Source organism: Mesorhizobium sp. LSJC269B00, assembly GCF_000502815.1.
Classification (GTDB): domain Bacteria; phylum Pseudomonadota; class Alphaproteobacteria; order Rhizobiales; family Rhizobiaceae; genus Mesorhizobium.
Genome location: NZ_AYVN01000001.1, coordinates 375974 through 401658 on the forward strand (window position 1 = coordinate 375974; position 25685 = coordinate 401658).

26 protein-coding genes and 1 pseudogene are annotated in these 25685 nt (G+C 63.7%); 18 read left to right on the forward strand and 9 right to left on the reverse strand.

The window, feature by feature from the left end; translation table 11 throughout:
* Positions 1 to 15: 15 nt before the first annotated feature.
* The 15 genes from X771_RS162975 to X771_RS162905 all read left to right on the forward strand — a co-directional run bounded on the left by X771_RS162975 (position 16) and on the right by X771_RS162905 (position 15002).
* Positions 16 to 1362, forward strand: a complete 1347-nt coding sequence (locus tag X771_RS162975) for a MotB family protein (RefSeq protein WP_023686352.1) — start codon at positions 16 to 18, stop codon at positions 1360 to 1362.
* On the forward strand, positions 1359 to 2786 hold the full coding sequence (locus X771_RS162970; protein ID WP_023686353.1) for a chemotaxis protein: 1428 nt from the start codon (positions 1359 to 1361) through the stop codon (positions 2784 to 2786). Before X771_RS162975 ends, X771_RS162970 begins: the two co-directional genes overlap by 4 nt.
* The gene (locus X771_RS162965) at positions 2783 to 4168 is read left to right on the forward strand and encodes a flagellar hook-length control protein FliK (RefSeq protein WP_023686354.1); all 1386 of its coding nucleotides are present in this window, start codon (positions 2783 to 2785) and stop codon (positions 4166 to 4168) included. Before X771_RS162970 ends, X771_RS162965 begins: the two co-directional genes overlap by 4 nt.
* Complete coding sequence (locus X771_RS162960) at positions 4095 to 4688, forward strand: transglycosylase SLT domain-containing protein (protein ID WP_050587388.1); 594 nt, start codon at positions 4095 to 4097, stop codon at positions 4686 to 4688. Before X771_RS162965 ends, X771_RS162960 begins: the two co-directional genes overlap by 74 nt.
* 220 nt (positions 4689 to 4908) lie before the next feature.
* Positions 4909 to 5577, forward strand: coding sequence for a response regulator transcription factor (locus X771_RS162955; protein WP_023683295.1), 669 nt, complete (start codon positions 4909 to 4911; stop codon positions 5575 to 5577).
* Between the two features lie 93 nt (positions 5578 to 5670).
* Entirely contained in the window at positions 5671 to 6924 is a 1254-nt protein-coding gene (locus tag X771_RS162950; protein ID WP_023686356.1) for a flagellar hook protein FlgE, read from the forward strand.
* Between the two features lie 176 nt (positions 6925 to 7100).
* Positions 7101 to 8555: a flagellar hook-associated protein FlgK gene (gene flgK / locus X771_RS162945; RefSeq protein ID WP_023686357.1), complete on the forward strand. Its 1455-nt coding sequence runs from the start codon at positions 7101 to 7103 to the stop codon at positions 8553 to 8555.
* Positions 8556 to 8558: 3 nt separating this feature from the next.
* Complete coding sequence (locus X771_RS162940) at positions 8559 to 9602, forward strand: flagellar hook-associated family protein (protein WP_023686358.1); 1044 nt, start codon at positions 8559 to 8561, stop codon at positions 9600 to 9602.
* Between the two features lie 30 nt (positions 9603 to 9632).
* Positions 9633 to 9980, forward strand: coding sequence for a flagellar biosynthesis regulator FlaF (flaF, locus tag X771_RS162935; RefSeq protein WP_023686359.1), 348 nt, complete (start codon positions 9633 to 9635; stop codon positions 9978 to 9980).
* Entirely contained in the window at positions 9977 to 10420 is a 444-nt protein-coding gene (gene flbT / locus X771_RS162930; protein ID WP_023683290.1) for a flagellar biosynthesis repressor FlbT, read from the forward strand. The genes flaF and flbT overlap by 4 nt, the downstream gene beginning before the upstream one ends.
* Positions 10420 to 10827, forward strand: coding sequence for a flagellar hook assembly protein FlgD (flgD, locus tag X771_RS162925; protein ID WP_023683289.1), 408 nt, complete (start codon positions 10420 to 10422; stop codon positions 10825 to 10827). The genes flbT and flgD overlap by 1 nt, the downstream gene beginning before the upstream one ends.
* Positions 10828 to 10851: 24 nt before the next feature.
* Positions 10852 to 11118 (forward strand): flagellar biosynthesis protein FliQ, encoded by a 267-nt coding sequence (fliQ, locus tag X771_RS162920; protein ID WP_023671896.1) that lies wholly within the window; start codon positions 10852 to 10854, stop codon positions 11116 to 11118.
* Positions 11119 to 11189: 71 nt separating this feature from the next.
* On the forward strand, positions 11190 to 12104 hold the full coding sequence (locus tag X771_RS162915) for a hypothetical protein (protein WP_023686360.1): 915 nt from the start codon (positions 11190 to 11192) through the stop codon (positions 12102 to 12104).
* Positions 12104 to 13135 carry an asparagine synthase C-terminal domain-containing protein gene (locus tag X771_RS162910; protein ID WP_245262515.1) on the forward strand — a complete coding sequence of 344 codons (1032 nt, stop codon included), beginning with the start codon at positions 12104 to 12106 and terminating at the stop codon, positions 13133 to 13135. The genes X771_RS162915 and X771_RS162910 overlap by 1 nt, the downstream gene beginning before the upstream one ends.
* 223 nt (positions 13136 to 13358) lie before the next feature.
* On the forward strand, positions 13359 to 15002 hold the full coding sequence (locus X771_RS162905) for an MFS transporter (protein WP_023686362.1): 1644 nt from the start codon (positions 13359 to 13361) through the stop codon (positions 15000 to 15002).
* A gap of 23 nt (positions 15003 to 15025) precedes the next feature.
* On the opposite strand, the gene X771_RS162900 is transcribed toward X771_RS162905, so the two are convergent.
* From X771_RS162900 to X771_RS162865, 8 genes and pseudogenes are all read right to left on the reverse strand, one after another.
* Entirely contained in the window at positions 15026 to 15394 is a 369-nt protein-coding gene (locus X771_RS162900; protein ID WP_084012952.1) for a cupin domain-containing protein, read from the reverse strand.
* 58 nt (positions 15395 to 15452) lie between these two features.
* On the reverse strand, positions 15453 to 16838 hold the full coding sequence (locus tag X771_RS162895) for an FAD-binding oxidoreductase (RefSeq protein ID WP_023686364.1): 1386 nt from the start codon (positions 16836 to 16838) through the stop codon (positions 15453 to 15455).
* Positions 16839 to 16874: 36 nt separating this feature from the next.
* A complete protein-coding gene (locus tag X771_RS162890) occupies positions 16875 to 17990 on the reverse strand; it encodes an ABC transporter ATP-binding protein (RefSeq protein ID WP_023686365.1) in 1116 nt (371 codons plus the stop codon).
* Complete coding sequence (locus tag X771_RS162885; RefSeq protein WP_023686366.1) at positions 17987 to 18784, reverse strand: ABC transporter permease; 798 nt, start codon at positions 18782 to 18784, stop codon at positions 17987 to 17989. Before X771_RS162885 ends, X771_RS162890 begins: the two co-directional genes overlap by 4 nt.
* Complete coding sequence (locus X771_RS162880; RefSeq protein WP_023686367.1) at positions 18784 to 19656, reverse strand: ABC transporter permease; 873 nt, start codon at positions 19654 to 19656, stop codon at positions 18784 to 18786. The genes X771_RS162885 and X771_RS162880 overlap by 1 nt, the downstream gene beginning before the upstream one ends.
* A 22-nt stretch (positions 19657 to 19678) precedes the next feature.
* Entirely contained in the window at positions 19679 to 20755 is a 1077-nt protein-coding gene (locus X771_RS162875; RefSeq protein ID WP_023686368.1) for an extracellular solute-binding protein, read from the reverse strand.
* Positions 20756 to 20792: 37 nt separating this feature from the next.
* Positions 20793 to 21446, reverse strand: coding sequence for an XRE family transcriptional regulator (locus X771_RS162870; protein WP_031202386.1), 654 nt, complete (start codon positions 21444 to 21446; stop codon positions 20793 to 20795).
* A 185-nt stretch (positions 21447 to 21631) separates the two neighbouring features.
* A pseudogene (locus X771_RS162865) lies at positions 21632 to 21910 on the reverse strand (chloride channel protein); the annotation flags it as partial.
* Between the two features lie 161 nt (positions 21911 to 22071).
* Here X771_RS162865 and X771_RS1000000167875 point away from each other — a divergent pair.
* Complete coding sequence (locus X771_RS1000000167875; protein ID WP_155921527.1) at positions 22072 to 22386, forward strand: hypothetical protein; 315 nt, start codon at positions 22072 to 22074, stop codon at positions 22384 to 22386.
* A 39-nt stretch (positions 22387 to 22425) separates the two neighbouring features.
* Here X771_RS1000000167875 and X771_RS162860 read toward each other — a convergent pair whose 3' ends face one another.
* Positions 22426 to 22725, reverse strand: a complete 300-nt coding sequence (locus X771_RS162860) for a putative quinol monooxygenase (RefSeq protein WP_023686372.1) — start codon at positions 22723 to 22725, stop codon at positions 22426 to 22428.
* A 123-nt stretch (positions 22726 to 22848) separates the two neighbouring features.
* Between X771_RS162860 and flhA the strand changes: the two genes are divergently transcribed.
* Positions 22849 to 24936, forward strand: a complete 2088-nt coding sequence (gene flhA / locus X771_RS162855; RefSeq protein ID WP_023686373.1) for a flagellar biosynthesis protein FlhA — start codon at positions 22849 to 22851, stop codon at positions 24934 to 24936.
* On the forward strand, positions 24933 to 25685 hold the full coding sequence (gene fliR, locus X771_RS162850; protein ID WP_023686374.1) for a flagellar biosynthetic protein FliR: 753 nt from the start codon (positions 24933 to 24935) through the stop codon (positions 25683 to 25685). Before flhA ends, fliR begins: the two co-directional genes overlap by 4 nt.

The following is a 25685-nucleotide window of genomic DNA, read 5'->3' on the forward strand; positions in this document are numbered from 1 at the left end:
GAACGAGTGGACGTCATGAGCGTTGTCGAGGCCGCAGACGCCAGGCATGAGATCATCATCGTGCGGCGCAACCACGACGACCACGACGACGCCCACCATGGCGGCGTCTGGAAGATCGCCTTTGCCGATTTCATGACTGCCATGATGTGCTTCTTCCTCGTCATGTGGCTGATCAACGCCGCCAACGAGCAGACCAAGGCAGCCGTCGCCAGCTACTTCAATCCGGTCAAGCTGGTCGATCGCAACGCCAGCCGCAAGGGCCTCGAAGACCTCGGCGATGGCCCGAGCAAGGTCGGGCTGACGGCGGACGACCCGCGGGACAAGACCAGCAAGGCCGGACAGGACGGCGTCGGCGGCGCCGGTACTTCCGACAAGAAGCAATCGAAGGAATCGGCGCCAAAGACGGATCTTTCCGACGAGCATCTGTTTGCCGATCCCTATGCGGTGCTGTCGGAAATCGCCACCGACACCGGCGTCATGCAAAATGTCAGCGAGAAGGGCGATGGCGGCGCGCAGGCGTCCGGCCCGGCTACCGGCGCATCCGGCGGCCAATCCTACCGCGACCCGTTCGCGCCGGATTTCTGGTCGCAGCAGGTGGCTGCACCAGGCGCCGAAGCCACCGCCGAACGCACCAAGATCGAAGGCGATCCCCTGAAGCCGGGTGACAAGGCGGCACAGACGCAAGTGGCGGAGGTGAAGGCCGTGCCGGCCGCGCCGCCAGTGGCCGCGGCGCCGCTCGAGCCGCTGGCGAAATCCGTTTCCGATAAGCCGCTGACCAAGGCTGAAGCCAAAGCAGAGGCCAAGGCTGAAGCAGCGAAGGCCGAAATTGCAAAGGCCGAAGCCGCCGAAGCACAACCCGCACCCAAACCCGAAGCCGCGGAAAAAGCGCCGACGGCCGCCACTGTTAGAGCCGCGGCGCAGGTCAAGCAGGAACTGGCCGAGGCCTTCAAGCCAGGCGACAAATTGCATAATGGCGTCTCCGTCGAAGCCACCGACAAGGGTGTCGTCATTTCGATCACGGACCAGTTCGATTTCGGCATGTTCGAGATCGGATCGGCGGTGCCTAGGCGTGAACTGGTGCTGGCGATGGAAAAGATCGGCCGCATCGTCAACGAGCAGAAAGGCACGATCAGCATCAACGGCCACACCGACGCGCGGCCGTTCCGCAGCGACACTTACGACAATTGGCGGCTGTCCACGGCGCGCGCCCATTCCGCCTACTACATGCTGGTGCGCGGCGGCGTCGACGAGCGCCGCATCACCGAGGTCGCCGGCTTCGCCGACCGCGAGCCGAAAATCGCGGCCGACCCGATGGCTGCAGCGAACCGCCGCATCGAAATCCTGATGGCGACCGACGGATGAGGCGCGCCGCCATCATCGGCGGCGTCGGGCTGCTGCTGCTGAGCGCTGTCCATCCGCCATCGGCCTTCGCCGAGGACGGCTTGCAGCCCTATCAGCTGGTGCGCTCGCTGCAGCTTGTGCAGGACCGCATAGCCGCAGGCGATCACGCCGCGCTGCCGATGCAGGCCAAGCTGCTCGAAATGGCCGACACAAGGCTGCGCGCGGCGAACGCAGACGATTTCCGCGACCCGAAGAATTTTCGCGCCTTGCTGGTCTATGGCATGAGTGGCGGCAACCCCGTCACCGTCGAGGCGGCGGTGTCGCGCGCCAAGGCCGACCCGCAAAGCCTGGCCATCGCCAAGGGCATTGTCGATTATCTGAACGGCCGGCAGGCGGCTGCGATCGAGGCGCTGAAGCCGATCGATCCGATGACCCTGCCCCCCGATCTCGGTGCCTTTCTGGCGCTGGTCAAAGGCTCGCTTCTCGCCACCGAGCAACCGGTCAGCGCGCTTGCGCTGCTCGACGATGCTCGCCTGCTCAGCCCCGGCACGCTGGTCGAGGAAGCAGCGCTGCGCCGCTCGGTCGGCATCGCCGCCGCGCAAGGCGACGGTGCGCGTTTCGCGCTTGCCTCAACCCAATATGTCGAAGACTACCTCTATTCGCCCTATGCCAGCCAGTTCGCCGACGCCTTCGTCTCCGGCGTCATCGCGCTGCACATGGCAATCAGCCAGGACAAGCTCGCCGACATCACCGCAATGATGGATCCCGAGCGCGAGAAGGTGATCTATCTGCGCATCGCCCGCCGCGCCGCCATCGACGGCTTTGCCGATCTCTCCGCCTTTGCCTCGGCCAGGGCTGAACGGGGCCGCGACGGCATCCACAATCAGGATGATCCGCGCGCCCAGCTCTATTCCAGCCTGTCCACGGTAACGTCCGGCACCATCGGCGAGGTCCGCGCCAAGCTGGACAAGATCGATCGCAACCAGCTTTCGCAAAGCGACCGCGACCTGCTCGATGCCGCGCAGGCCGTGGCGGGTGAAGTCATCGCCCCGCCGGCGCCGCTGCCTGCCGAAAAGCCCGCACCTGCCGCGGCCAGGCAGGAGCCGGTCAAGACCGCGGCCGTGGAAAGACCCGACGAGCCAGAGCTGCCGCCGGTCGAAGGCGCGATGCCGGAACAGCCAGCCGCCACAACGTCGAGTGAACAGCCCGCAACCGACCAACCGAAGGCGGCAAGTGAGCCGGCCGCGCAGGCACCGAGCACGCCCGAGCCAAAGGCGGCGGAAACGCCTGCAGTCGCCTCGGCCAGCGATGCGGCTCCGGTCGTGCCGGCATCGGTGCCGGCCCCCGCCGCAGTAGAGCCTACCGATCCCACCGACGCCGCCATGGCGAGGACGCGTCACCAGCTCGATTTGATCGACCAGATGCTTGGAGCAGCCCCGAAATGACCACCAATGTTGGCCAGGCCCTGCCGGCTCCCGCGCACGCCGGATCGAAGCAGTCGGCCTCAAACGCCAAGGGCGGCGACAAAAGCTTCGGCGACATGGTGCGCGGCGACGACGATGCGCCGACACCGATAGGCCAGGGAGCAATTGAGGCCGCGTCGCACGAGCTGCATTGGGCCAAACGCAGCCCTGCCGGTCCCGGCAAAAGCGAAATCCCACACACCCAGTCTGGCAAAACGGGGACGAAATCCGCTGCCGGCAAGGCCGCAAAAGAACATGCCGATAGTGGCCCGGACAAACCATCCAAGGACGCTGAGGTGGCCGGACGAGACGCGGATGCAGGATCGCTGCAGGATCATTTGCCACTGGTGCTGGCGCTGCACGATATCAGGCATTTCTCAACGGTCCGGACAAGCGGGAACGGCATCGCGACGAATGGACAGACTGGGCAACCGGCGCCCGCTGGCGAGGCCACTTCTGCACAGACGTCGCCTCTGAAGAGACACCGCGCAGCGTCCGGCATTGACAACAGACTCGACACGACGACGCGATCGGAACGGGCCAAGCCCGGTACCAGCGTTTCCGCACAGGATCAGGGGCAAAAGCTGCCCGCGATCGGGCTCCAGTCCGGCAAACTGCCGCACCAGGATGGTCCGACGCCTCCTCTACCGGCGGGCCAGACGGCAAGCGACGTTTCGGCACCCGAGGCAAAACGGTCCGCGCCGTCGGCGAAGTCCGTCGATGGAGCCCATTCCGCGGCATCGTCCACACAGGGAAAACAGCCGCCATTCGCTGCGCGCGTCGACATTGTCGCCGAACAGAGCTTCCCCGCGCCGGCGCATAGTCCGATAAACCAAACGACTTCGGCGCTTATCGACGCGCTGGCTTCGGATAACGGCCTGCGGCAAGCGGTTTCGACGCCGTCGACGACCGCCCAGACGGCCGGTTCTGTTGCCGTTCCGACACATATATTGAAGATCGAGCTTCACCCGGCAGAGCTCGGCATGGTCACCGCCAGTCTCAGGCTTTCCGGAGAACAACTTTCGATAGAATTGAAGCCCGAAACCCATGAGGCTTACCGCCGTCTCGCCACCGACAGCGACGCCATCGTGAAGTCGTTGCGCGGGCTCGGCTTCGATGTCGACAAGGTGACCATCCTGCAACCCTCGATAGCGATCCACGCAGCGGCCCGCAGCGATGCAGCGAACTCGCATCCAATGCCGCAAGGCCGCGACCAGTCCGCTTTTCAGCCCGGAAACTCGAGCGGCAACAATACGGGTTCGGGCGGCCACCAGTCGGGAAGAAACCGCAATGACGATGCCCAGGAATTCGGCCGCGCTGGCGCGCCTGCTCGCGAGCGTGCTGGCGACGATATGTTTATCTAGCCTCGCCACCAAGCCGGCCACCGCCGCCACCAACCCTTGCGAGCCCGAGATTTTGCGTGCCGCCGATCGCTATGGCGTGCCGGCCGGCATCCTCTATGCGGTCGGACTGACCGAGACCGGCAAGAAGGGAAGCCTGCAGCCTAATGCGTTGAATATAGAGGGGAAAGCGGTATTTCCAAGGAACCGCACCGAGGCCCTGGCCGCCTTCGAAGCAGCCCGGCGCGAGGGCAAGACACTCATCGATCTCGGCTGCATGCAGATCAACCATCACTATCACGCCGCGCATTTCCGCAGCGTCGACGACATGCTGGACCCGCGCCAGAATGTCGACTATGCCGCGCGCTTCCTGGCCAGCCTGCATGCGCGTCATGTCAGCTGGTCGATGGCCGTCGCCCGCTACCACGCCGGCCCCGACAATGACCCCGCGCAGAAATTCTATGTCTGCCGCGTCATCGCCAATATGGTCGCCACCGGCTTCGGCAAATGGACCCCGAACGCCCGCAACTTCTGCAACCATTAGGTGAATCATCTCTTGCGAACGGCTGCAAATCCACGCCCGGCGGGTGACGTGCCACGTCACCCGTTCGGCAACCAACGATACAACCTCCTGATTGCGGTTATTTCGAAACTCGAAATAACTCCCAAGAAAATAGCTACAAGAAATGATGGTTGTTCAGGATTCCCGGCACCGGTTACGGCTCTTCCCACGGGGCAGATGATCTGATTCGGAGGCGGGGCCGATGATTGTAATCGTTGACGAGCGTGAGCTCGTAACTGAAGGCTATAATTCACTTTTCGATCGTGAGGGCGTCGCCTGTGCAGGCTTCGCGTCCGGTGAATTCGGCGAGTGGGTGACATCGGCCGCCGACACGGATTTGCGATCGGTCCGAGCCTTCCTCATCGGCGACTGCCGCGAAGGCGCCATCTCGCCACGCCAGATCCGCGACCGCACCGGCGCTCCGGTTATCGCGCTCAGCGAACAGCACTCGCTTGAAAATACGCTGCGGCTGTTCGAGAGCGGTGTCGACGACGTCATCCGCAAGCCGGTCCATATCCGGGAGATCCTGGCCCGCATCACCGCCATCCGCCGCCGCGCCCATGAGGACGTCAGCTATACCGAGATCGGCGCCATGCGCATCTTCATGGACGGCCGCGATCCCGAGATCGATGGCCAGCCGTTGCCTCTGCCGCGCCGCGAACGCCGCATCCTCGAATATCTGGCGAGCAACCGCGGACGCCGCGTCACCAAGACCCAGGTCTTCAACGCCATCTACGGCATCTTCGACGAAGAGGTCGAGGAGAACGTCGTTGAGAGCCACATCTCCAAATTGCGCAAGAAGCTGCGCGAAAAGCTCGGCCAGGACCCGATAGATTCCAAGCGCTTCCTTGGCTACCGGCTGGTGTTCTGATGGCGGTCTGCGCCAGCCTCGCGCAAGACAGAAATTATATCCTCGCGACCACAGACATAGGCCCAACGATGTTGGGCATTGAGGAGACGTTCGATGAGCCTTTACGGAATGATGCGGACCGGCGTTTCCGGCATGAACGCGCAGGCCAACCGCCTTTCGGCCACAGCCGACAACATCGCCAATTCCGACACCACCGGCTACAAGCGATCCTCGGCCGAGTTTTCGACGCTGATCATGCCGCAGGTCGGCGGCGCCTATAATTCCGGCGGCGTCAACACCACCATCCGCTCGGCCATCAGCGCCCAGGGCGTGCTGCAGTACACGACCTCGGTTTCCGACCTTGCGGTCAACGGCAACGGTTTCTTCGTCGTCCAGGACCCCAGCGGAACGCCTTTCCTCACCCGCGCCGGCGCATTCGTTCCCGACGCTCAGGGCAGACTGGTCAACGCCGCCGGCTACCAGCTGATGGCCTACAGCTACGCCAACGGCACACCGGCTGCCACCGCCAACGGTTTCGAAGGGCTGGTGCCGGTCCAGATCTCCGACCAGGAAATGACCGCGACGCCCAGCACCGCGGGCAACTTCAACGCCAATCTGCCGGCCGGCGCCACGCCGCCCGCCGGTGCGCTGCCGTCCACCAACAGCCCGACGGCGGAATACACGTCGAAATCCTCGATGGTCACCTACGACAATCTCGGCAACAAGAAGCTGCTCGACCTCTATTTCACCAACACCGGGACCGGCACCTGGTCGGTCTCTGTGTTCGACCAGTCCCAGGCGACGCCGGGCACATCCTTTCCCTATACGGGCGGCGCGCTGGCCACGGCCAACCTGACCTTCGACACCACCACCGGCAAACTCACCGGCGCCGTCGATTCGATTACCATCCCCGTACCGGGCGGTGCGTCGCTCGACCTCGATTTGTCCAAGCTGACTCAGCTCGGCACCGGCTTCACGGTCTCCGAAGCCAAGGTCAACGGCAACGCGCCCAGCACGATCGAAAAGATCCAGATCGGCGAGGACGGAGTCATTTACGCCCAGTATCAGGACGGCTCGACCAAGCCGCTGTTCAAGATCCCACTGGCCGACGTCCAGAGCGCCGACAACCTCACCGCACTGCCTGGCAATGTCTATGCGCAGTCCACCGACTCCGGCACCGTGCGCATCGGCTTCGCCAATGAAGGCAAGCTCGGCAGCATCATCTCCGGCGCGTTGGAAAATTCCAACGTCGATATCGCCGAGGAATTGACCAACATGATCGCGGCGCAGCGCAGCTACACCGCTAACTCGAAAGTGTTCCAGACCGGTTCCGACCTCATGGATGTCCTTGTCAACCTGAAGAGATAAACGACGGGCGCCAGGGGAATGAACCCAAACCAGAGCAGCGCGGTGCGCGGATTTCGAATTCAAGGCCACACCGGCAAACCGGCCGGGGTGGTCTGGAATTGCAGGTTTCCGAACGCCGACGCCGCCGACAGGGCAGAGACGTCATCCCCTCCCCACTGGCCTCGTGAAAGACCCGCATGTCGCTGACTTCCGCATTGACCATAGCCCAACAGTCGCTTCAGACCACATCGAAGCAGACCAGCGTCCTTTCCCGCAATATTGCCGACGCCAGCAACCCCGACTATGCCCGCCGCACGGCGGTCGTCGTCAGCAGCGCGCCCGGCGCCCGCTCGGTCGAGATCCAGCGCGCCACCAACGCCCTGCTGTTTCGCCAGAACCTTAGCGCGCAATCGGCATGGAGCGGCCAGAGCACGCTTTACAGCGGAATTGACCGCCTCGCCGTTGCCGTCAACGGCGTCGACAACGCCTCCTCTGCCTCGACCGCGATCGGCAAGCTGCAGAACGCGCTGCAGCTTTACGCCGCTACGCCATCCAACCAGAACCTCGGCTCCAGCGTCATCGACGCGGCCCAGCAGGTGGTGCGCGCTCTGAACGACGGCACCAACGCGATCCAGGATTTCCGCACCCAGGCCGATGGCGAGATATCAACGGCGGTTAACGATCTCAACTCGCTGCTTAGTCAGTTCCAGGACGCCAACAAGGCGGTCATCTCCGCAACCCGTTCGGGTACCGACGCATCCGACGCGCTCGACCAGCGCGACGCTTTGCTGAAGAAGATCGCGGACTATGTGCCGGTGTCGACCTTCACGCGTGGCGACAACGACATGGTCATCACCACCAAGGATGGCACGACACTGTTCGAGACCATTCCGCGCTCGGTAAGTTTCACCCCGTCGGCGGGCTACACGGCCGGCACACCAGGCAACACCATCTACATCGACAATGTGCCGGTCAGCGCCGGGGCTGGCGGCAACACCAGCGCCGACGGCAAGCTCGCCGGGCTCATCACCTTGCGCGACGGCGTCGCGGCGACGATGCAGAGCCAGCTCGACGAAGTGGCGCGCGGCCTCATCACCGCCTTTGCCGAAACAGCACCTTCGCAGCCCGACCGAACCGGCCTGTTCACCTGGTCGGGTGCGCCCGCCATTCCGGCCGCCGGCACGCTGATCGACGGGCTTGCCGGCTCGATCAAGGTCAACGCCGCAATGGACTCGAGCGTCGGCGGCAATCCGGTGCTGCTGCGCGACGGCGGCGCCAATGGTGCGGCCTATATCGCCAACACTGCCGGCAACGCCTCCTATTCGCAGCTCTTGATCGGCTATGGCGACAAGCTCGACAAGCCGATGCCTTTCGACGCTGCGGCCGGCATCACCGTCACGTCCAGCGTGTCCGACTACGCCGCCAATGCCATTGGCTGGTTCGAAGGCCAGCGCCAGCAGGCCTCGAGCAACGCCGACGCCAAGGAAGCGCTGGCATCGCGCACCGCCGAGGCGCTGTCCAACGACACCGGCGTCAATGTCGACCAGGAGATGTCGCTGCTGCTCGACCTCGAACACACCTATCAGGCCTCGGCGCGCATGATGAAAACCGTCGACGACATGCTGTCGGCCCTGCTCGATGCCGTAGGATAAGCCATGAAAGCCACATCCGTCTCATCAGCCGCCCTCTCCAACGCCGCGCGCTATCAGCAGATGCGCATGCAGGCCGAACTGGTCAAAGCCACCAAGGAATCGACGACCGGCACCGTCGCCGATGTCGGTCTGGCGCTCGGCGCGCGCACCTCGCAGGCGGTCACCTTCTCGCGCGACCTCGACCGATTGAACGTCATCATCGATTCCAATTCGCTGGTCACCGCGCGGCTGTCCTCGACGCAGGCTGCGCTTGGCCAGCTTTCCGACACTGCGCAGAATTTGCTGACCGCGCTGACCGCCGCCGGCAATTCCTCGAGCACCATCACGCAGCAAGCCGGCAAGGCCGCCGTGCAGCAGATGACCTCGATCCTAAACGCCAGCGTCAACGGCGAATATCTGTTTGCCGGCACCAACACCGACGTCAAGCCGATCGACGACTTCACTGCCGCCGGCTCGCCGGCCAAGGCGGCGTTCGACGCTTCCTTCTCGTCGTATTTCGGCTTCACGCAGGCCGATCCGCTCGCCGCCAACATCACCGCCGCCCAGATGGATAGCTTCATCACCAGCAATGTCGTGCCGCAGTTCATGGGCTCCGGCTGGCAGGCCAACTGGTCGAACGCTACCGACCAGCAGATCGTCAGCCGCATTTCGCTGGGCGAAACCACCCAGACCTCGGCCAGCGCCAATGACGACAGCATCCGCAAGCTCGCCATGGCTTCCGCCCTGATCACCGGCCTGCTCTCCGGCAATATCAGCCAGGCGGCGAAGACCGCCGTTGTCGGCCGCGCCCAGGCGATGGTCGGCGAGGCGCTAGGCGGGCTAGGGCAACTGCAGGCCGAGACCGGCCTTGCCGAGAAGCGGGTCTCCGACGCCAGCGACCGCATGAAGACGCAGGTCGACCTGTTCGAGCGCCATATCCTCGATCTGGAAGGCGTCGACCCCGCCGAGGCAGCCACCCGCGTCGCGGATCTGACGCAGCATATCGAGACGTCCTTTGCGCTGACCGCGCGCCTGCAGCAGATGACCCTGCTGAACTACCTGACCTGACAATCTCAACCGCAACGGTAGAGCCAAACGATGTACCAATTCTCCTACGCCGACATCCAGACCGACTCCGTTGCCGATGCGAAAGATCGCGAGCGGCAGCTTTTGACCCGCTCGATCGAAATGCTGGCGGCGGCAGCGGCTGTCGGCCACACCTCGATGCAAGCGGTCGAGGCGCTGCACTTCACCAACCGGGTCTGGACCACCTTCGTCGAGGATCTCGGTTCCAGCGACAATGTCCTGCCCAAGGAACTGCGCGCCAACCTCATCTCCATCGGCCTGTGGCTGCTGCGCGAGGCCGAGGACATCCGCCAAGGCCGCACCGACAATTTCGAAGGGCTGATCGAAGTGTCCCAGATCATCCGGGACGGCATTCAATGACCAACACGCTGAAGATATCGCTGAAGCCGAACGAGAAGATCTACATCAACGGCGCCGTCATCCGCGTCGACCGCAAGGTCACCGTCGAGCTGATGAACGACGTACAGTTCCTGCTCGAGAACCATGTCATCCAGGCCGACGATGCCTCGACGCCGCTCAAGCAGCTCTATTTCATCCTGCAGGTGATGCTGATGAACCCGGCCGGCGCCATCGAGGCGCGCGCCATGTTCCGCCGCTCGCTGCCCTTGCTTTTGGCAAGCTTCGAGGATGAGCAGATCAGTGGCGCGCTGAAGCAGATCGACCGCATGGTCGGCGAAGACCATATCTATGAAGCGCTGAAGGCTATCCGTGCGCTTTATCCGCTCGAACGCCGCGCACTTGGCGGCAATGACGATGTTCAGGGTGCGAAGCGCCCGCTGGCCGTGGGAGCACAATACTGATGAATGTGGACATGACGACGACGATCCCCACGGGCGCCAACCAGGGCACCCAGCAGACGTCGAAGACAGCGGTCGACTACCAGTCGTTCCTGAAGCTGCTGATCGCCGAGATGAAGAACCAGGATCCGACGAAACCGATGGATTCGACACAGTATGTCGCCCAGCTCGCCACCTTCTCGCAGGTAGAGCAATCCGTGCAGACCAACACCAAGCTCGACCAGATCATGCAGTCGTCGGCGCTGTCGCAGGCCGATGCCTTGATCGGCCGCTCGATCACCTCGGCCGACGGCAAGACGACCGGCGTCGTGGCCTCGGTCAGGCTTGCAAGCAACGGCGTGATCGCCGTGCTGCAGAACGGCACCGAAGTGCCGGTCGGCGCGGGCGTTTCGATAAAGCCGGCCAGCTAGACAGTTCCATAGAGGCGCGCTCACATGAACGAGGCCGACGCACTCGACATCGTCCAGTACGCGGTATGGACGGTGCTTGTTGCTTCCGCGCCGGTGGTGCTGGTCGCCATGGTGGTCGGCATCGGCATTGCCCTGATCCAGGCCCTGACCCAGATCCAGGAAATCACCCTGACCTTCGTGCCCAAGATCGTCGCCATCATGCTGGTCGTGGCGCTGACCGGTCCGTTCATCGGCAGCCAGATCTCGGCCTTCACCAACGTCATCTTCGAGCGCATTGAAAACGGGTTCTAGGCAGCGCTTGCAGGCGGCTGTGTTCCGGCTAGATTGCAGGCCATGACTCAGGCAGAACTCACCGGCAGGCCATGTGCGGAATAGCCGGCGTCTGGCGCAAACGAAACCCGATCGACGCCAACGACCTGTCGGATGTCGCCAGCATGATGCAGGCGCTGGTACATCGCGGCCCCGACGATCATGACAGCTGGCACAACAATCGGCTGGCCCTCGGTCACCGCCGACTGACCATCATCGATCCCTCGCCCGCCGCCCGTGAGCCGATGCTGACTTCTTCCGGCGATGGCGTTCTCGTCTACAATGGCGAGGTCTACAATTACCGCTCGTTGCGCGAAACGCTGCAGGCGCAAGGCGTCGTCTTTCGAACCATCTGCGATGCCGAAGTGGTTCTCGAAGCCTTGCATCACTGGGGTCCCGAAAAAGCCGTGCCGCTGTTCGACGGGATGTTTTCCTTCGCCTATTTCGACGCTCGCAGCAGTGCGCTGTGGCTTGCGCGTGACCGTCTTGGGATCAAGCCGATGTCGGTGGCCGACACGCCGGAGCGAATCCTGTTCGCCTCGGAGGACAAGGCGATCCTCGCCTGCGACGGTTTTCCGCGCGACATCGACAGCCGCGAGATCACCTTGCGGCTTGCCTGGCAGAGCCGCGATTCCAGCTACAGCCTGTTCGACCGCATCGAGCGCCTGCCGCCCGCCGGCCTGTGGAAGATCACCGATGGCGTTATCGAGAAGCGCCGCTTCTGGCATGTGCTGGACGTGCTGGAGACCGCGCGCATTACCGGCGATGCATCCGCTGATGCTGAACACATGGCGACGCTCGAGGCGTTGCTCAAGGACAGCGTCGGACTTCACTGCATCGCCGATACCAGCGTTGCCACCGCCTGCAGCAGCGGTGTCGATTCCGGCCTGAGATCGGAAGAGCACACGTCTGNATCGCCGATACCAGCGTTGCCACCGCCTGCAGCAGCGGTGTCGATTCCGGCCTGATAACGGCGCTGGCAAAGCGGTTCAGGCCGGAAGTCCACGGTTATGTCGTCGACCCGCAGCTCGGCAACAGCGAGGCCGAAGACGCCGAACGCACCGGCCGCCATGTCGGCGTGCCCTTGCGCCGGGTGCCGGTCGACAGGAACCGGTTTTTCGAACTTTGGCCAAGGGTAATCTGGCATCTTGAAAGCGATGGCTGGCACGCCAGCCATGTCGCACTGCTGGCGCTTGCCGAACGATGCCGGGCCGATGGTGTCAAGGTGCTGCTCACCGGCGAAGGCGCAGACGAATTGTTTGGCGGCTACCCCTTGCAGGCCTTGAGCATGAAGAAGTGGCGTTCCTGGTCGTGGCCCCGGCGCCTGGTCCATTCGAAGCGCTCGCTCGACCGGAGATTCGAGCAACAGCGTCATGCCCCCTACAAGGTCTCGGCTGGAAGCCACTCACAAATGGATCGCAGCATGGTCCTGCGTGCTTTGTCGCCGGAGCTGAATTTCCTGCAAACCGAGATCTTCGACCGCCTGGAGCCGGTTATGCCGCCCGCGGATCGCGCCTTTCTCGGTAGTTGCCTCTACGACCTCTATTCGCATCTGCAGGACATACTGCACCGGCACGACCGGCTGAGCATGGCGGCGTCCGTGGAACTGCGGGTCCCGTTCCTGGAAAACCGCCTGATCGACTTCGCCATCCATTTGCCGAGGCGGCAGAAATACCGCGACAAAACAGGAAAATGGCTTTTGCGAAAGGTCGCTGAAAAGCATATTCCGCGCCAGAACGTCCAGGCGCGCAAGATCGGCTTCGAGATGTCGTCGCAATTTTCGGCCGGCACGGAGACTTTGCTACGCGGCGGTTTCCTGCGCGATGCCTTGAAATGGCCCGCCGCGAATTTGGAGGACATGGTCCAGTTGGCGCGGCGCGAGCAACCGTCCAGGCTGCGGCTTGTCGGCATGGAGCTTTTCCTGCGCCTTCACGCCGGCGGCGAGACGACAGGCACGCTGACCGAAGCCTTGCATACCGCTGCCCGGGACAGAAGCTGACTTCGCTCGCGGCCGACAGCCCCGAGCAGTGGACCAATGAGAACATCGCTCTGGGTAGCGAACCCTTCCCGGCTGACGTATTTTCGCCTTGCTATCCTGTTGTTGGACCATGATCTTTTTCGAAGACGCGTTCGCCCTTTTGGATGTCGTGCTCTATTTCAAACGGATGCCATGATTGTCGTCCCGGCGGACGAAACCAGCACGTTAAGGTGGGACAGGTCTGATGATCGATGACGAGCCGGACAGCGAACGCGTTTCGGCGCTGGCGCCGTTCCGGCACGGCATCTTCCGCGCCGTCTGGTCGGCCAGCCTGGTGTCGAATTTCGGTGGCCTGATCCAGGGCGTCGGCGCCGCCTGGATGATGACCACCATCGCCACGTCGCCCTATCAGGTGGCGCTGGTCCAGGCCTCGGCCACTCTGCCGATCATGCTGTTTGCACTCGTCGCCGGCGCCATCGCCGACAGCTTCAACCGGCGCAAGGTGATGCTGATCGCCCAAATCTTCATGCTGGTCGTCTCTGCACTTCTAACGCTGTTCACCTGGAACGGCTGGATGACACCGTGGACGCTGCTTGCCTTCACCTTCCTGATCGACAGCGGCACCGCGCTCAACAACCCGTCCTGGCAGGCATCGGTCGGCGACATGGTGCCACGCAACAAGCTGCCGGCGGCGGTTGCGCTGAATTCGCTGGGCTTCAACCTGACGCGCAGCGTCGGCCCGGCGATCGGCGGCATCATCGTTGCCGCCGCTGGTGCGGCTGCTGCCTTCGCCGCCAATGCGCTGAGCTATATAGGTCTCATCATCGTGCTCTTCCGCTGGAAGCCGGAACTGCCGGTTTCGACGCTGCCGCGCGAGACGCTGGGCGCCGCCATGGGCGCCGGCCTGCGCTATGTCGCCATGTCGCCCAACATCGGCAAGGTGCTGGTCAGGGGCTCCGCCTTCGGCTTCAGTGCCGGCGCGGTTTTGGCGCTGCTGCCGCTGGTGGCGCGCGACGTCGTCAAGGGCGATGCCTTGACCTACGGCATCATGCTAGGCGCCTTCGGCATCGGCGCCGTCGGCGGCGCGCTGATCAGCGTGCGTCTCAGACAATTGCTGTCCAGCGAGACGATGGTGCGCATGGCCTTCGCCGGCTTTGCCGTCTGCGCCTTCAACGCCGCCATCAGCCACAATGCTTGGCAGACCGCGGCGGGTCTGCTCATCGGCGGCGCCTGCTGGGTGATCGCGCTGTCGCATTTCAACGTCACGGTGCAGATGTCGACGCCGCGCTGGGTCGTCGGCCGGGTGCTGTCGGTTTACCAGACGGCGACCTTCGGCGGCATTGCGCTGGGCAGCTGGATCTGGGGCGTCGTTGCCGATGCGCATGGCGCCGAAACCGCGCTGATTGCGGCGGCCATCGCGATGCTTGTTGGCGGCGCGATCGGCCTGTTCCTGCCGCTGCCGCAGCAGACGACTCTCAACCTCGACCCGCTCAACCGCTTCAAGGAGCCGCATCTCGGCCTCGACCTGAAGCCGCGCAGCGGCCCCATCGCCATCATGATAGAGTACATTATCCGCGACGAAGATGTGCCCGAATTCCTCGCCACCATGGCCGAGCGCGGGCGCATCCGCCGCCGCGACGGCGCCCGCAACTGGACGCTGGCTCGGGACTTAGAAAATCCCGCAGTCTGGATCGAGCACTACCACACGCCGACCTGGCTGGAATACATCCGCCACAACCGGCGCGCCACCCATGCCGACGGCGTCGTCGGCGAGCGGGTGCGGGCGCTGCACAGCGGCGACGAACCGCCGCGCGTGCGCCGCCTGATCGAGCGCCCGACGACCGCCGGCACCGCGCTGGTCTCGCCGAAGGGGCCGATCGATCACTGAGCTCGCCATAGCCGTAGCGCCGGTCAGCCGGCGCTCTGGATCATGTAGAGCTTGCGCGTGGTCTCGCGTATCAGCCACTCGCCCTTCCAGCCCTGCGGCAGGACGAGGAGATCGCCCGGACCGAGTTCCCGCACCTTGCCATCGATGCGGCTCAGTTCCACGCGCCCCGAAATGATGTGGCAGATCTCCGACGAGTCCGAACGATCGGCGGTGAAGCGGCCGGGCGTGCATTCCCAGATGCCGACATCGACAGTCCCGTCCGGCGATTGAAAGAATGAGCGCACGGCCTCGACCTGATCCCCTTCAATCGACGTTGGCTTAGGAGAGAACGCGCCGATCTCGGCCTTGGCGAGATCGTGGAAGGTCGAAAGATCGATCAAGTCTAGCTCCATGGATAAGAGCAATTCCAGGAAAGGGGTCTGCCCCGGAAATGCGTGAGAACAAATGGCTTTAGTGGCCGGTGATGCTGTCGGCCAACGCGGCCAGCTTCGAGGTGTGCGCAAGCCCTGCCGCCTCGCGGCCATCGGCAATGCGATAAAGCTGGTACATCGAATGCACGCCCAGCCAGCGGAAGGGCTCCGGTTCCCATGGCCTGACCTTGCGGTTGACCCAGGGCAGCTTCGTCAGCTCGGTGTTTGCCCCGAGAACAAGGTCAGCCAGCGTGCGCCCCGAAAGGTTGGAGCTGGACACGCCGAGGCCGACATAGCCGCCGGCCCAGCCGATGCGGGTCGCGGGATCGAGACCGACCGTGGTGCACCAGTCGCGCGGCACGCCGAGCACGCCGCACCAGGCGTGATCGATGCGGCATCCCTTGGTCTGCGGCAAGAGCGTCGTCAGGATCGTGTGCAGCTGGTCGATCGTGGCCTGCTGCGTCTGGCCGTTGACGTCGGTGCGCGAGCCGTAGCGATAAGGGACGCCGCGTCCGCCCATCGTGATGCGTCCCTCACGCGTGCGCTGGGCATAGCAATAGGCATGCGCCGCATTGCCGAGCAGTTCGTGCCCTTCCCAACCGATGTCGCGCCACAGGTCGGGCGGCAGCGGCTCAGTCACGATCTGCGCGCTGTTGAGCGCCAGCCAGGTCCGCTCCTCGCCGGGGATGCCTGATGTAAAACCCTCGGTCGCGCGGATGATCGTCTCCGCCTGCACCGTACCGCGGTCTGTCGTCACACTGCCCTTGGCGATGCTTGTCACCGTCGTCTTCTCATAGATCGGCACGCCCAGCCGCTCGACGGCATCGGCAAGCCCACGCACCAGCTTGGCCGGCTGCACCCGCGCCTGGCCATGGACGACGAAGCCGCCCATGACGTTACGGATGTTGATGCGCGTGCGCGTTGAGGCGGCGTCCAGCATCTCGACGCGGTTCGGGTCGACATCCCAGGAACGGATCGTCTCGCATTCTTCGCGCACGCGCTCCAACTGCGCTGCGTTGGTGGCCACCGTCAGATTGTCGACGCGGCGAATGTCGGCGTCGATGCCTTCCTCGGTCGCGACCCGGATCACTTCATCAACGCAGCCTGCCATCGCCGCCTGCATCGCCATCACGCCTTGCCGGCTCGATGTCTTGAGATATTTTTCGCGCGACCAGCTGAAGCCGCCCGACAGCCAGCCGCCATTGCGCCCCGAAGCGCCGAAGCCGGCAAATTCGCGCTCGACGATCACGACGCGCAGCGATGGCTTCGCCTTTTTCAGATAGTAGGCGGTCCACAGGCCAGTATAGCCGGCGCCGACAATGGCGACATCGGCCTCGATGTTTCCAGGCAAGTGCGGGCGCGGAACGGGAACCGCCCCCAGATCCGCATACCAGAACGATATGTCGCCGTTGCGCTTGGCTTGCATGGAATGACTTTCAGATGGGATCAGGCCAGATTGGAATCAGGTGAGTGTGGTGTCGGCGCTTGCGTCGTCCGCCAGCAGCTTGGCGTCGCTGCCGTCGAAGCAGAGCTCGACCTTGTCGCCGAGGCCAAAACTCTCGCCGGTCAGCGGTGAGCGCACGATCGCGGCCGAGCCGTCGGCGAGCTTAACTTCGTATTTCGATTCCGAGCCGAGATAGATGGCTTCCGCGATCGTCCCCGACAGGCGGTTGGCGCCATTGGCAGCACTTTGGCCGGCTCTTCGGATCGCGAGCTTTTCGGGACGCAGCAGCATCACCGGACTGGCTTCTCCCGACAGCTTACGCGGTACCGTCACCGTCTCGCCGGCGATGCTCAGCGCGGTGCTGTTGCCATCGCTGCGCGCCTTGCCGCGCAGCACGGTGGAATCGCCGATGAAGCGACCGACGAACAGCGTTGCCGGCTCGTCATAGAGCTGGCGGCCGGTGCCGACCTGCTCGATGCGCCCGCGGTTGAACACGGCGATGCGGTCCGACAGCACGAGCGCCTCTTCCTGGTCGTGCGTGACATAGACGAAGGTGGTGCCGAGTTCGCGATGGATGCGCTTGATCTCGAGCTGAAGCCATTCGCGCAGCTTCTTGTCGAGCGCGCCGAGCGGCTCGTCCATCAGGAGCAGCGGCGGGTCGAAGACGATGGCGCGTGCCAACGCCACGCGCTGCTGCTGGCCGCCCGACAATTCGCTGGGATAGCGATGCGCGAAATCGCCCATCTTGACCATGTCGAGCGCCCTTGCCACGCGTGTCTGCCTCGTCGCCTGGTCGACGCCGCGAAGCGTCAGCGGATAGGCGACGTTGCGGCCGACGCTCATATGCGGGAACAGCGCGTAATGCTGGAAGACGACGCCGATGTTGCGCTTGTGCGCCGGCACGCCGACGACGCTTTTTTCCCCGACCAGAAGCTTGCCGCTGGTGACATCGGTGAAACCGGCAATCACGTTGAGCGTCGTCGTCTTGCCCGAGCCGCTGGGGCCGAGCAGCGTCATGAACTCGCCGGGCTCGATGCGCAGCGACACGCCGTCCAGCGCCTTGAAGCCGCCATAGGCCTTGCTGATCGCTTCGAGATCGATCGCCGCGCCCTTGCTTGTCGGCTTCGGATTCATTGGCGTCCTTTCCGCTCGCGGCCAAGAAGGAGCATGCCGCCGCCGATCAGGATCGTGGTCGCGAAAAGCAGGATCGTGCCGACAGCCGCCACCGTCGGATCGGCGTCGCGCGTGATCGAGGCAAAAATCTGCACCGGCAATGTCTTGAGATAGGGGTTCGTGATGAACAGCGACACGACAATCTCGTCGAACGAGGTGGCGAAAGCGAACAGCAGGCCTGAGAGCACGCCCGGCGCGATCAGCGGCAGCGTCACCGTGCGAAACGTGGTCAGTGCGCCGGCGCCCAGGCTCGCGGCTGCTGTCTCCAGCCGGCGGTCGAACACTTCGAGACTGGCCGAGACCGCGATCAGCACGAAGGGCAGCGCAAGGATGGTGTGGGCCAGCACGAAGCCGAGCAGCGTCCCGACGAGCTGCGTGTCGAGATAGACGGCATAGATGCCGATCGCCAGCACCACGCCCGGCACCACCATCGGCGTCAGCATCAGCATACGCAAAAGGTTCGCCGGCCGCGCCTTCATGCGGTCGAGGCCGAAGGCGGCAAGCGTGCCGAGCACCGTCGCCAGCACCGCCACGATCGAGGCGACCTTCAGCGAATTCAGGAAGCTGTTCGACCAGTCCGGATTGGTGGCGAAATTCTGGTACCACTGCCAGGAAAAGCCTTGCGGCGGAAAGGCCAGCGATTTGTTTTCGTTGAACGACATCGGCACCACGACCAGCGTCGGCGCAACCAGCCATATCGCCACCGGCAGGCAGACGAGCCCGAGAAGAACGCGGGTGAGCGGCTTCATCTCCATCAGCGCCGCCCCGCTTCCCGATGCCTGGACCGCATCACGGGTGCTGCCAGCGCCAGCAGCACGAAGGTGGTGACCAGCAGAACGACGCCCATGGCGCCGCCCCTGCCCCATTGCAGCAGGCTCAGCACCTGCGTCTGCACCAGCGTCGAGAGCATGGTCGAGCGCGGACCGCCGAGCAAAGCAGGCGTGATGTAGAAGCCGAGCGACAGGATGAAGACGATGATCGCGCCGGCATAGACGCCGGGCAGCGACAGCGGCAGATAGACGGTGAAGAACGCGCGCGACGGCCGCGCACCGAGGCTTTGCGCCGCACGCATCAGCCTGAGGTCGATGCCTTGCATCACGGAATAGAGCGGCAGGATCATGAACGGCAACAGCACCTGCGCCATGCCGATGACAACGCCGGTCTGGGTGCGGATCAGCTTGACGCCGCCGAACCCGACCGAGCGCAGCAACGAATTGATGACGCCCGAATCCTGCAGCAGGATCACCCATGACAGCGTTCGCACCACACCACTCACCCAGAACGGGATCAGCACGCAAAGCACAAGCACCAGCCGGACGCGCGGCCCGACCGCGGTCATCAGATAGGCATAGGGATAGGCCGCGATGACGCAGACCAGCGTCACCCAGGCCGAAATGACGAAAGTCCGCTGCAGCACTGTCAGGTTGACCGGCGCGCCGAAGAACCAGGCATAGTTCTGCAGCCCCCACTCAGGTTCCGACAGGCTGCGCAGCACGATGGTGAGCAGCGGATACCCGATCACCGCGACGAGCAGGATGAGCGCCGGCGCCGTGAGCGCGAACGGCCGCCATGCCCGACCCGACCGCGCATGGGCGGCGGGTTGGGCGATGGGTTCGGACGCGCTCACGGCCTGGCTCTCACTTGGCTGTTCAGTTGCCGGCCATCAGCGCCGACCACTTCTCCTGCGCCACCGGGAAGTTCTCGACCCAGAACTTGATGTTCTGCTTGTAACCCTGCTTCTGGCGCTCGGGCGTGTTGGTCAGGAAGGCGGCGACCGACGCATCGACCTTGGGCTGCGCGTCATTGTTGATCGGCGTATAGGAGGTCTGCTGCGCCAGGATCTCCTGCGCCCCCTTGCCGAGATAGGCATTGAGCAGCGCATAAGCCGCATCCGTATCCTTGACGCCGACCGGAATGGTCATCTGGTCCATCACCACCAGCCAGTCCTGCCAGGCCGGCGCATATTTGGCGCCGTTCTTCACCGCCGTCATGGCACGTCCGGTCCACATCATCAGCATGTCGGCTTCGCCGGATTCGGCAAGCTGCTGCGATTCAGCGCCGGTCTTCCAATAGATCGTGTCGGGACCGAGCTTGCGGATGACATCGATGGCCTTGTCGATGTCGGCCACCGTCATCGCCTTCGGGTCGCCGCCAGACGCCTTCAACGCCTGCTCCAGCAGGCCGCCGGTCGGGTCGCCCGAACCGTCGAGCGCGCGCGTGCCGGGGAATTTTGCCGTGTCGAAGAAATCGGCCCAGTTCTTGGGCGGGTTATCCCCATACTTCTCCTTGTTGTACATCAGCACGACGCCGTAGTTCATGGCCGGCACCGAGCATTCGCCGACCTGGCCCTCGGGCACTTTGGAGACGTCAAGCTTGCTGAAATCAAGCTTCTGGAACAGCTTGCCGCAATAGACGTAAGGCGGCAGGTCGGCGGTGTCGACGACGTCCCAGGTGACGTTGCCGGATTCGACCTGCGCCTGCAGCTTGGCGATCTCTGTCGGCCCGTCATTGAGCAGCGTGGCGCCGGACTTTTCGACGAACTCCTTGAGCGCGGCGGCCTGGCCGTCCTGGTAGATGCCGCCATAGGAGACGAGCGTCAGCGTCTTGCCCTTGAGCGAGCCTTCCTTGACCTCACCCGCGACAGGCTTTTCCTGCGCGAACGCTGCGGTTGCCAGAACGCCGAGCGCCAGCACGGCGCCAAGGCCAAGATGTCTTGTTTTCAGCATGATTATTGTTCTCCCATTTGACCCGCATGGATTGAACCTACCTGGCTGCGAGCGGTTTCCAGGCCCTATATTGATCGAGTTCGGCGCGCATCGAGGTCGGTGGCGCAATGATCCACATCACCTCGGCTCGGCCACTGCCGATGTTCTCTGAGCGATGTGCTGTCGATGTCGCGTATTCGATGCTGTCGCCCTCTTCCAGCACATGCCTGACATCGCCGAGCGAAACCTCAACGATGCCGCGCAGCACGACGAGCATCTCGTGCGCGTCGCCATGGGTGTAGAGCGCTGGGCCGGTCGAGCCGCCGATTTCGAACTCGCCGACATAGACTTCCATGTCGCTTAAAGGGGGACGCGAGAGCAGCATCTTGCGGCAGCCGTCGCTGGGCGGCAGGCTCGGCCGCTCGCTGCGCAGCAAGACCCCGCGCTGCCCGGCGGCACTATCCTCGAACAGCATCGCCACGCTTACGCCAAGCGCCGAGGCCATCTGGTTGAGCGAGGCGGTGCTGGCGCCGGTCAGGCCGCGCTCGAGCTGGCTGATGAAGCTGGCGCTGGTCCCGGTCAGTTCGGCGAGCTCACGCAGCGAAAGCCGGCGGCCGAGACGCAGGCTCTTCAGCCGCTGGCCCAGCATCTGATGGGCATGCGCTGCCGTAGAGGCGACGCCATTCTTGACCGGAGCCTGGTCGATGCTCATCCTGTCTTTTCTCCCACTGAACAATTTGTACAGTGACACTGTACACGTGGCAAGCGCCGAGTGAAGGAGAGTTTGAGATGCCGGCAAAGCAGCGCGGCACGGCGCGAAAGCGCGCCGGACGGCACAGGTTCGGGCGGGCCATCGGTCAGCGCCGCTCCTCCTGAATGCTGAAAGAGCCTGGAGGCCTACTCTTCGCCAGACAGGTCGCGCCGCGCCTTGTCGAGTTCCTCGGCGTAGCGCCGCATCAGATGGCCCTCAGTCAAGAGCCCGACAACGGCCCGGTTGTCGAAATCCTCGACCACCGCCAGTTCCTCGGCGACGGCGCGCTGGAAGGTTTCGGCGGCCGACTGGACGTTCATGGTCGGCACCAGCACCGCATCCCGGAATTTGGCCAGCGCCAGCACCGCGGTCTCGCCATCGGACGGATCGCTGTGCAGTTCGGCGACGATCAGCACGCCGACATAATGCCGGCTGCTTGCGGCGCCATTCTGGCGCTGAGGCGCAGTCAGGCTTGCCGCCCCGCTTCAATTCCCCGCGAGCGTGTCGAGGTATATGAGCGATCGCTTACGCAATCGACGCAGCTGTGTTATTTTTGCCCGTCTCTATTTCCCTCAAGGAGGAGAAGATGAGTGCGCGGGGATTTTTTTCATTAGCTGTTGGCATGATTTTTTTGAGCTCGTCTGCGGTGAGCAATTCAAGCATGGATATGCCGGTTAGGTCTGTTGTGTCACACCCGATGTCTCTTTTTTTGGCGGGAGGCAATCCGGAAAACCAAAGCCGGCCGGCAAAGGAATTTATCCAGACTGCACAACAAGATGTTTGCTGTCCTGGCGGCTATCCTTGGTATCGCAATTCGACGAACACCTGCTACGGCAGCTATGAAGACTGCCACGATACCGATGGCGGCGGATGGTCCTGCAGACAGGTCAACGCCTGCTAGACTTTCTTGGGCCCACGCCTTCTTGACTGTGCCTGGTCCTCAGATCGGCTTCGGCTCGCCGGCCTCGTAGAGCATGAGGTTGCGCTCGCCTATGCCGAGCGATGCCCAGCTCGCCCGGCAATCGGCGATGTGAGGCGAGCGGAAATGCGCGTCGAGCGCGGCCCTGTCGCTCCACACCTCGGTTACATGGATGAGCCCGACGTCGAGCACGTCCTGCGCGTAGGAGTATTCGATGCAGCCGGGCTCCGCACGGCTGCCCAGTATCATGCGCCGCATGGCCGGCCTTGCCTCGTCGAGCCGTTGCGCCGGCAGGCGAATGGTGCCGATGATCACCAGCATGATCTCTCTCCTCAAGGCCTCTGTCGTCCCGGCAAGTAACCAGTCCTCCCACCCTCGCGCAAGCTTGACCGGTTAGGCTCGAAGGGCTGTCGCGTGCTCGGCAGGCTTGTGATTGGGGACGACATGGCGGTCAGCGAAAGCTTAGCGACAGGAACAGTGGCCAAGAACGGCCGCGATGTCTTCTTCGCCATCGGCATCGTCATCATCCTGGCCGTGCTATTCCTGCCGATCCCGGCCTTCCTCATCGACATCGGCCTCGCCTTCTCGATCGCACTGTCGGTGCTGATCCTGATGGTGGCGCTGTGGATCCAGCGGCCGCTCGATTTCTCGTCCTTCCCGACCGTGCTGCTGATCGCCACCATGCTACGGCTTTCGCTCAACATCGCCACCACGCGCATGATCCTGTCGCACGGCAATGAGGGCACGCACGCCGCCGGCTATGTCATCGCCGGCTTCTCCAAACTTGTGATGGCCAGCGATTTCGTCATCGGCCTGATCGTCTTCATGATCCTGATTGTGGTCAACTTCATCGTCATCACCAAAGGCGCCACCCGTATTGCCGAAGTCGGCGCCCGCTTCACCCTCGACGCCATCCCCGGCAAGCAGATGTCGATCGACGCCGACCTGTCCGCCGGCATGATCGACGACAAGACAGCGCAACTGCGCCGCCGCGAGCTGGAAGAGGAATCCTCCTTCTTCGGCTCGATGGACGGCGCCTCGAAATTCGTCCGCGGCGACGCCATTGCCGGCCTCATCATCACCGCCATCAACATCGTCGGCGGCATCGCCATCGGTTACATCAGGCACGGCATGGGCATGGGCGAAGCCGCCGATGTCTTCATCAAACTGTCGGTCGGCGACGGCCTCGTCACCCAGATCCCGGCGCTTATCGTTTCGCTCGCCGCCGGCCTGCTTGTGTCCAAGGGCGGCACGCGCGGCTCGACCAACCAGGCGGTGTTCGGCCAGCTCGGTGCGCATCCGCGCGCGCTCTATGTCGCGGCCTCGCTGCTCGTCCTGCTCGGCCTGATGCCCGGCCTGCCGTTCTTCCCGTTCTTCACGCTAGCCGCCGGCATGGCCGGCCTTGGCTACGTCATCCCGATGCGCGCCAACCGCGAGGCTGCCGCCGCCGAAGCGATCAAGGATCTGGAGAAGGCGAACAAAGTCGAGGAAGAGAAGAACTCGGTCAAGGCTTCGCTGACCACCGCCGAGATCGAGCTTCTGATCGGCAAGCAGCTGTCGACGCGGCTGCTGGTGTCGCATCAGGAACTGGTGTTCCGCATGGCCAAGATGCGCAAGAAATTTGCCACGCAATACGGCTTCGTCGTGCCGGAAGTGCGCGTCGCCGACGATTTCGGCATCCCGCCGAAAAGCTATCAGATCAAGGTCCACGGCACCGTCGTCGCCGAATACCAGATGCGGGTCGGCGAGATCATGGTGCTGCTGGGGAACCGGGATTTGCCCGACGTTCCCGGCGAGGAAATCCGCGAGCCGGCCTTCGGCATGCGCGCCTTCTCGGTGCTGGAAACCTTCGCCGAGGATCTGAAGCGCGAGAACTATACCTTTGCCGACAACATGTCGGTGCTGCTCACCCATTTGTCCGAGGTGATCCGCAACAACCTGCCGCAGCTTCTGTCCTACAAGGACATGAAGGCGCTGCTCGAGCGCCAGGATCCGGAATACCGCAAGCTGGCCGACGAGATATGCACCTCGCACATCTCCTACCCCGGCCTGCAGGCGGTGCTGAAACTGCTGCTGGCCGAACGCGTGTCGATCCGCAACCTGCATTTGATCATCGAGGCTATCGCCGAGATCGCACCGCATGTGCGCCGCACCGAGCACATCGTCGAGCATGTCCGCATCCGCATGGCCCAGCAGATCTGCGGCGATCTCTCCGAAGGCGGCATGCTCAAGGTGCTGCGGCTCGGCAACCGCTGGGACCTCGCCTTCCACCAGAGCCTCAAGCGCGACGCCAAGGGCGAGGTGCGCGAATTTGACATCGACCCGCGCCAGCTGGAGGAATTCGGCCAGGACGCGACCAAGGCGATCCGCAAGCATCTCGAGGCCGGCGAGCGTTTTGTCCTCGTCACCGCGCCCGATGCTCGCCCCTATGTGCGCATGATCATCGAGCGCCTGTTCACGACGCTTCCCGTTCTCTCCCATGTCGAAATCGCCAAGGGCGTCGAGATCAAGGTGCTCGGGACGATCTCGTGAACATACTGTCGCAAGGCGTCGTCATCGCCGCCTTCCTCGCCTTCTGTCGCATCGGCGCCTGCTTCATGCTGATGCCGGGCCTGTCCAGCGCCCGCGTGCCGATCCAGGTTCGGCTGTTCGCGTCGATCGCCGCCACCGGTGGCCTGCTCGCCTTCCTGTGGGACAAGATTTTTCCCTTCGTCGATGCGCGTCCGCAGGTGCTGGCGCCGATGATCATTTCGGAACTTTTGGTCGGCGGGCTGATCGGCGCCATGACCAGGCTTTACATGGAAGCGCTGCGCTTCATGGGCTCGGCCATTGCCATGCTGATCGGCTATGGTGGCACCGGCGGCCCGGCGATCGAGGAGCCAGAGCCGCAGGCGGCCCTCGCCGCCATCATCTCGTTTTCAGCGTTGCTGCTGCTCTTCGTCTTCGATTTCGACCACGAGATCATCCGCGCTCTGGTCGCCTCCTACACGGTGGCGCCGGTCAACGTCTTCTTCAATCCCCAGGCCGCCCTGGTCGATCTCACCGACACGGTGTCGGACGCCTTCTTCCTGGTCATCCGGCTCGGCAGCCCGTTCATCGCCTATGCCATCCTGGTCAATTTGACGATCGGCTTCGTCAACAAGCTGACGCCGCAGATCCCGGTCTACTTCATCTCGCTGCCTTTCGTCATCGCCGGCGGCATGATCATCTTCTACTTCGCCATCGGCACCATGCTGTCGCTGTTCGTCGACGGCTTTGTCGATCTGACGCTGGCGAGGTGA

What these genes read in the sequence shown, in the direction of transcription:
- X771_RS162890 (WP_023686365.1), bottom strand. Translation starts at nt 17,990, where the DNA reads ATGAATCCGAAGCCGACAAGCAAGGGCGCGGCGATCGATCTCGAAGCG.
- X771_RS162940 (WP_023686358.1), top strand. Translation starts at nt 8,559, where the DNA reads ATGAAAGCCACATCCGTCTCATCAGCCGCCCTCTCCAACGCCGCGCGC.
- X771_RS162950 (WP_023686356.1), top strand. Translation starts at nt 5,671, where the DNA reads ATGAGCCTTTACGGAATGATGCGGACCGGCGTTTCCGGCATGAACGCG.
- flgD (WP_023683289.1), top strand. Translation starts at nt 10,420, where the DNA reads ATGAATGTGGACATGACGACGACGATCCCCACGGGCGCCAACCAGGGC.
- flhA (WP_023686373.1), top strand. Translation starts at nt 22,849, where the DNA reads ATGGCGGTCAGCGAAAGCTTAGCGACAGGAACAGTGGCCAAGAACGGC.
- X771_RS162955 (WP_023683295.1), top strand. Translation starts at nt 4,909, where the DNA reads ATGATTGTAATCGTTGACGAGCGTGAGCTCGTAACTGAAGGCTATAAT.
- X771_RS162870 (WP_031202386.1), bottom strand. Translation starts at nt 21,446, where the DNA reads ATGAGCATCGACCAGGCTCCGGTCAAGAATGGCGTCGCCTCTACGGCA.
- flbT (WP_023683290.1), top strand. Translation starts at nt 9,977, where the DNA reads ATGACCAACACGCTGAAGATATCGCTGAAGCCGAACGAGAAGATCTAC.
- X771_RS162885 (WP_023686366.1), bottom strand. Translation starts at nt 18,784, where the DNA reads ATGGAGATGAAGCCGCTCACCCGCGTTCTTCTCGGGCTCGTCTGCCTG.
- flaF (WP_023686359.1), top strand. Translation starts at nt 9,633, where the DNA reads ATGTACCAATTCTCCTACGCCGACATCCAGACCGACTCCGTTGCCGAT.
- X771_RS162970 (WP_023686353.1), top strand. Translation starts at nt 1,359, where the DNA reads ATGAGGCGCGCCGCCATCATCGGCGGCGTCGGGCTGCTGCTGCTGAGC.
- X771_RS1000000167875 (WP_155921527.1), top strand. Translation starts at nt 22,072, where the DNA reads ATGAGTGCGCGGGGATTTTTTTCATTAGCTGTTGGCATGATTTTTTTG.
- X771_RS162895 (WP_023686364.1), bottom strand. Translation starts at nt 16,838, where the DNA reads ATGCAAGCCAAGCGCAACGGCGACATATCGTTCTGGTATGCGGATCTG.
- flgK (WP_023686357.1), top strand. Translation starts at nt 7,101, where the DNA reads ATGTCGCTGACTTCCGCATTGACCATAGCCCAACAGTCGCTTCAGACC.
- X771_RS162975 (WP_023686352.1), top strand. Translation starts at nt 16, where the DNA reads ATGAGCGTTGTCGAGGCCGCAGACGCCAGGCATGAGATCATCATCGTG.
- X771_RS162900 (WP_084012952.1), bottom strand. Translation starts at nt 15,394, where the DNA reads ATGGAGCTAGACTTGATCGATCTTTCGACCTTCCACGATCTCGCCAAG.
- X771_RS162905 (WP_023686362.1), top strand. Translation starts at nt 13,359, where the DNA reads ATGATCGATGACGAGCCGGACAGCGAACGCGTTTCGGCGCTGGCGCCG.
- fliQ (WP_023671896.1), top strand. Translation starts at nt 10,852, where the DNA reads ATGAACGAGGCCGACGCACTCGACATCGTCCAGTACGCGGTATGGACG.
- X771_RS162875 (WP_023686368.1), bottom strand. Translation starts at nt 20,755, where the DNA reads ATGCTGAAAACAAGACATCTTGGCCTTGGCGCCGTGCTGGCGCTCGGC.
- X771_RS162960 (WP_050587388.1), top strand. Translation starts at nt 4,095, where the DNA reads ATGACGATGCCCAGGAATTCGGCCGCGCTGGCGCGCCTGCTCGCGAGC.
- X771_RS162860 (WP_023686372.1), bottom strand. Translation starts at nt 22,725, where the DNA reads ATGCTGGTGATCATCGGCACCATTCGCCTGCCGGCGCAACGGCTCGAC.
- X771_RS162965 (WP_023686354.1), top strand. Translation starts at nt 2,783, where the DNA reads ATGACCACCAATGTTGGCCAGGCCCTGCCGGCTCCCGCGCACGCCGGA.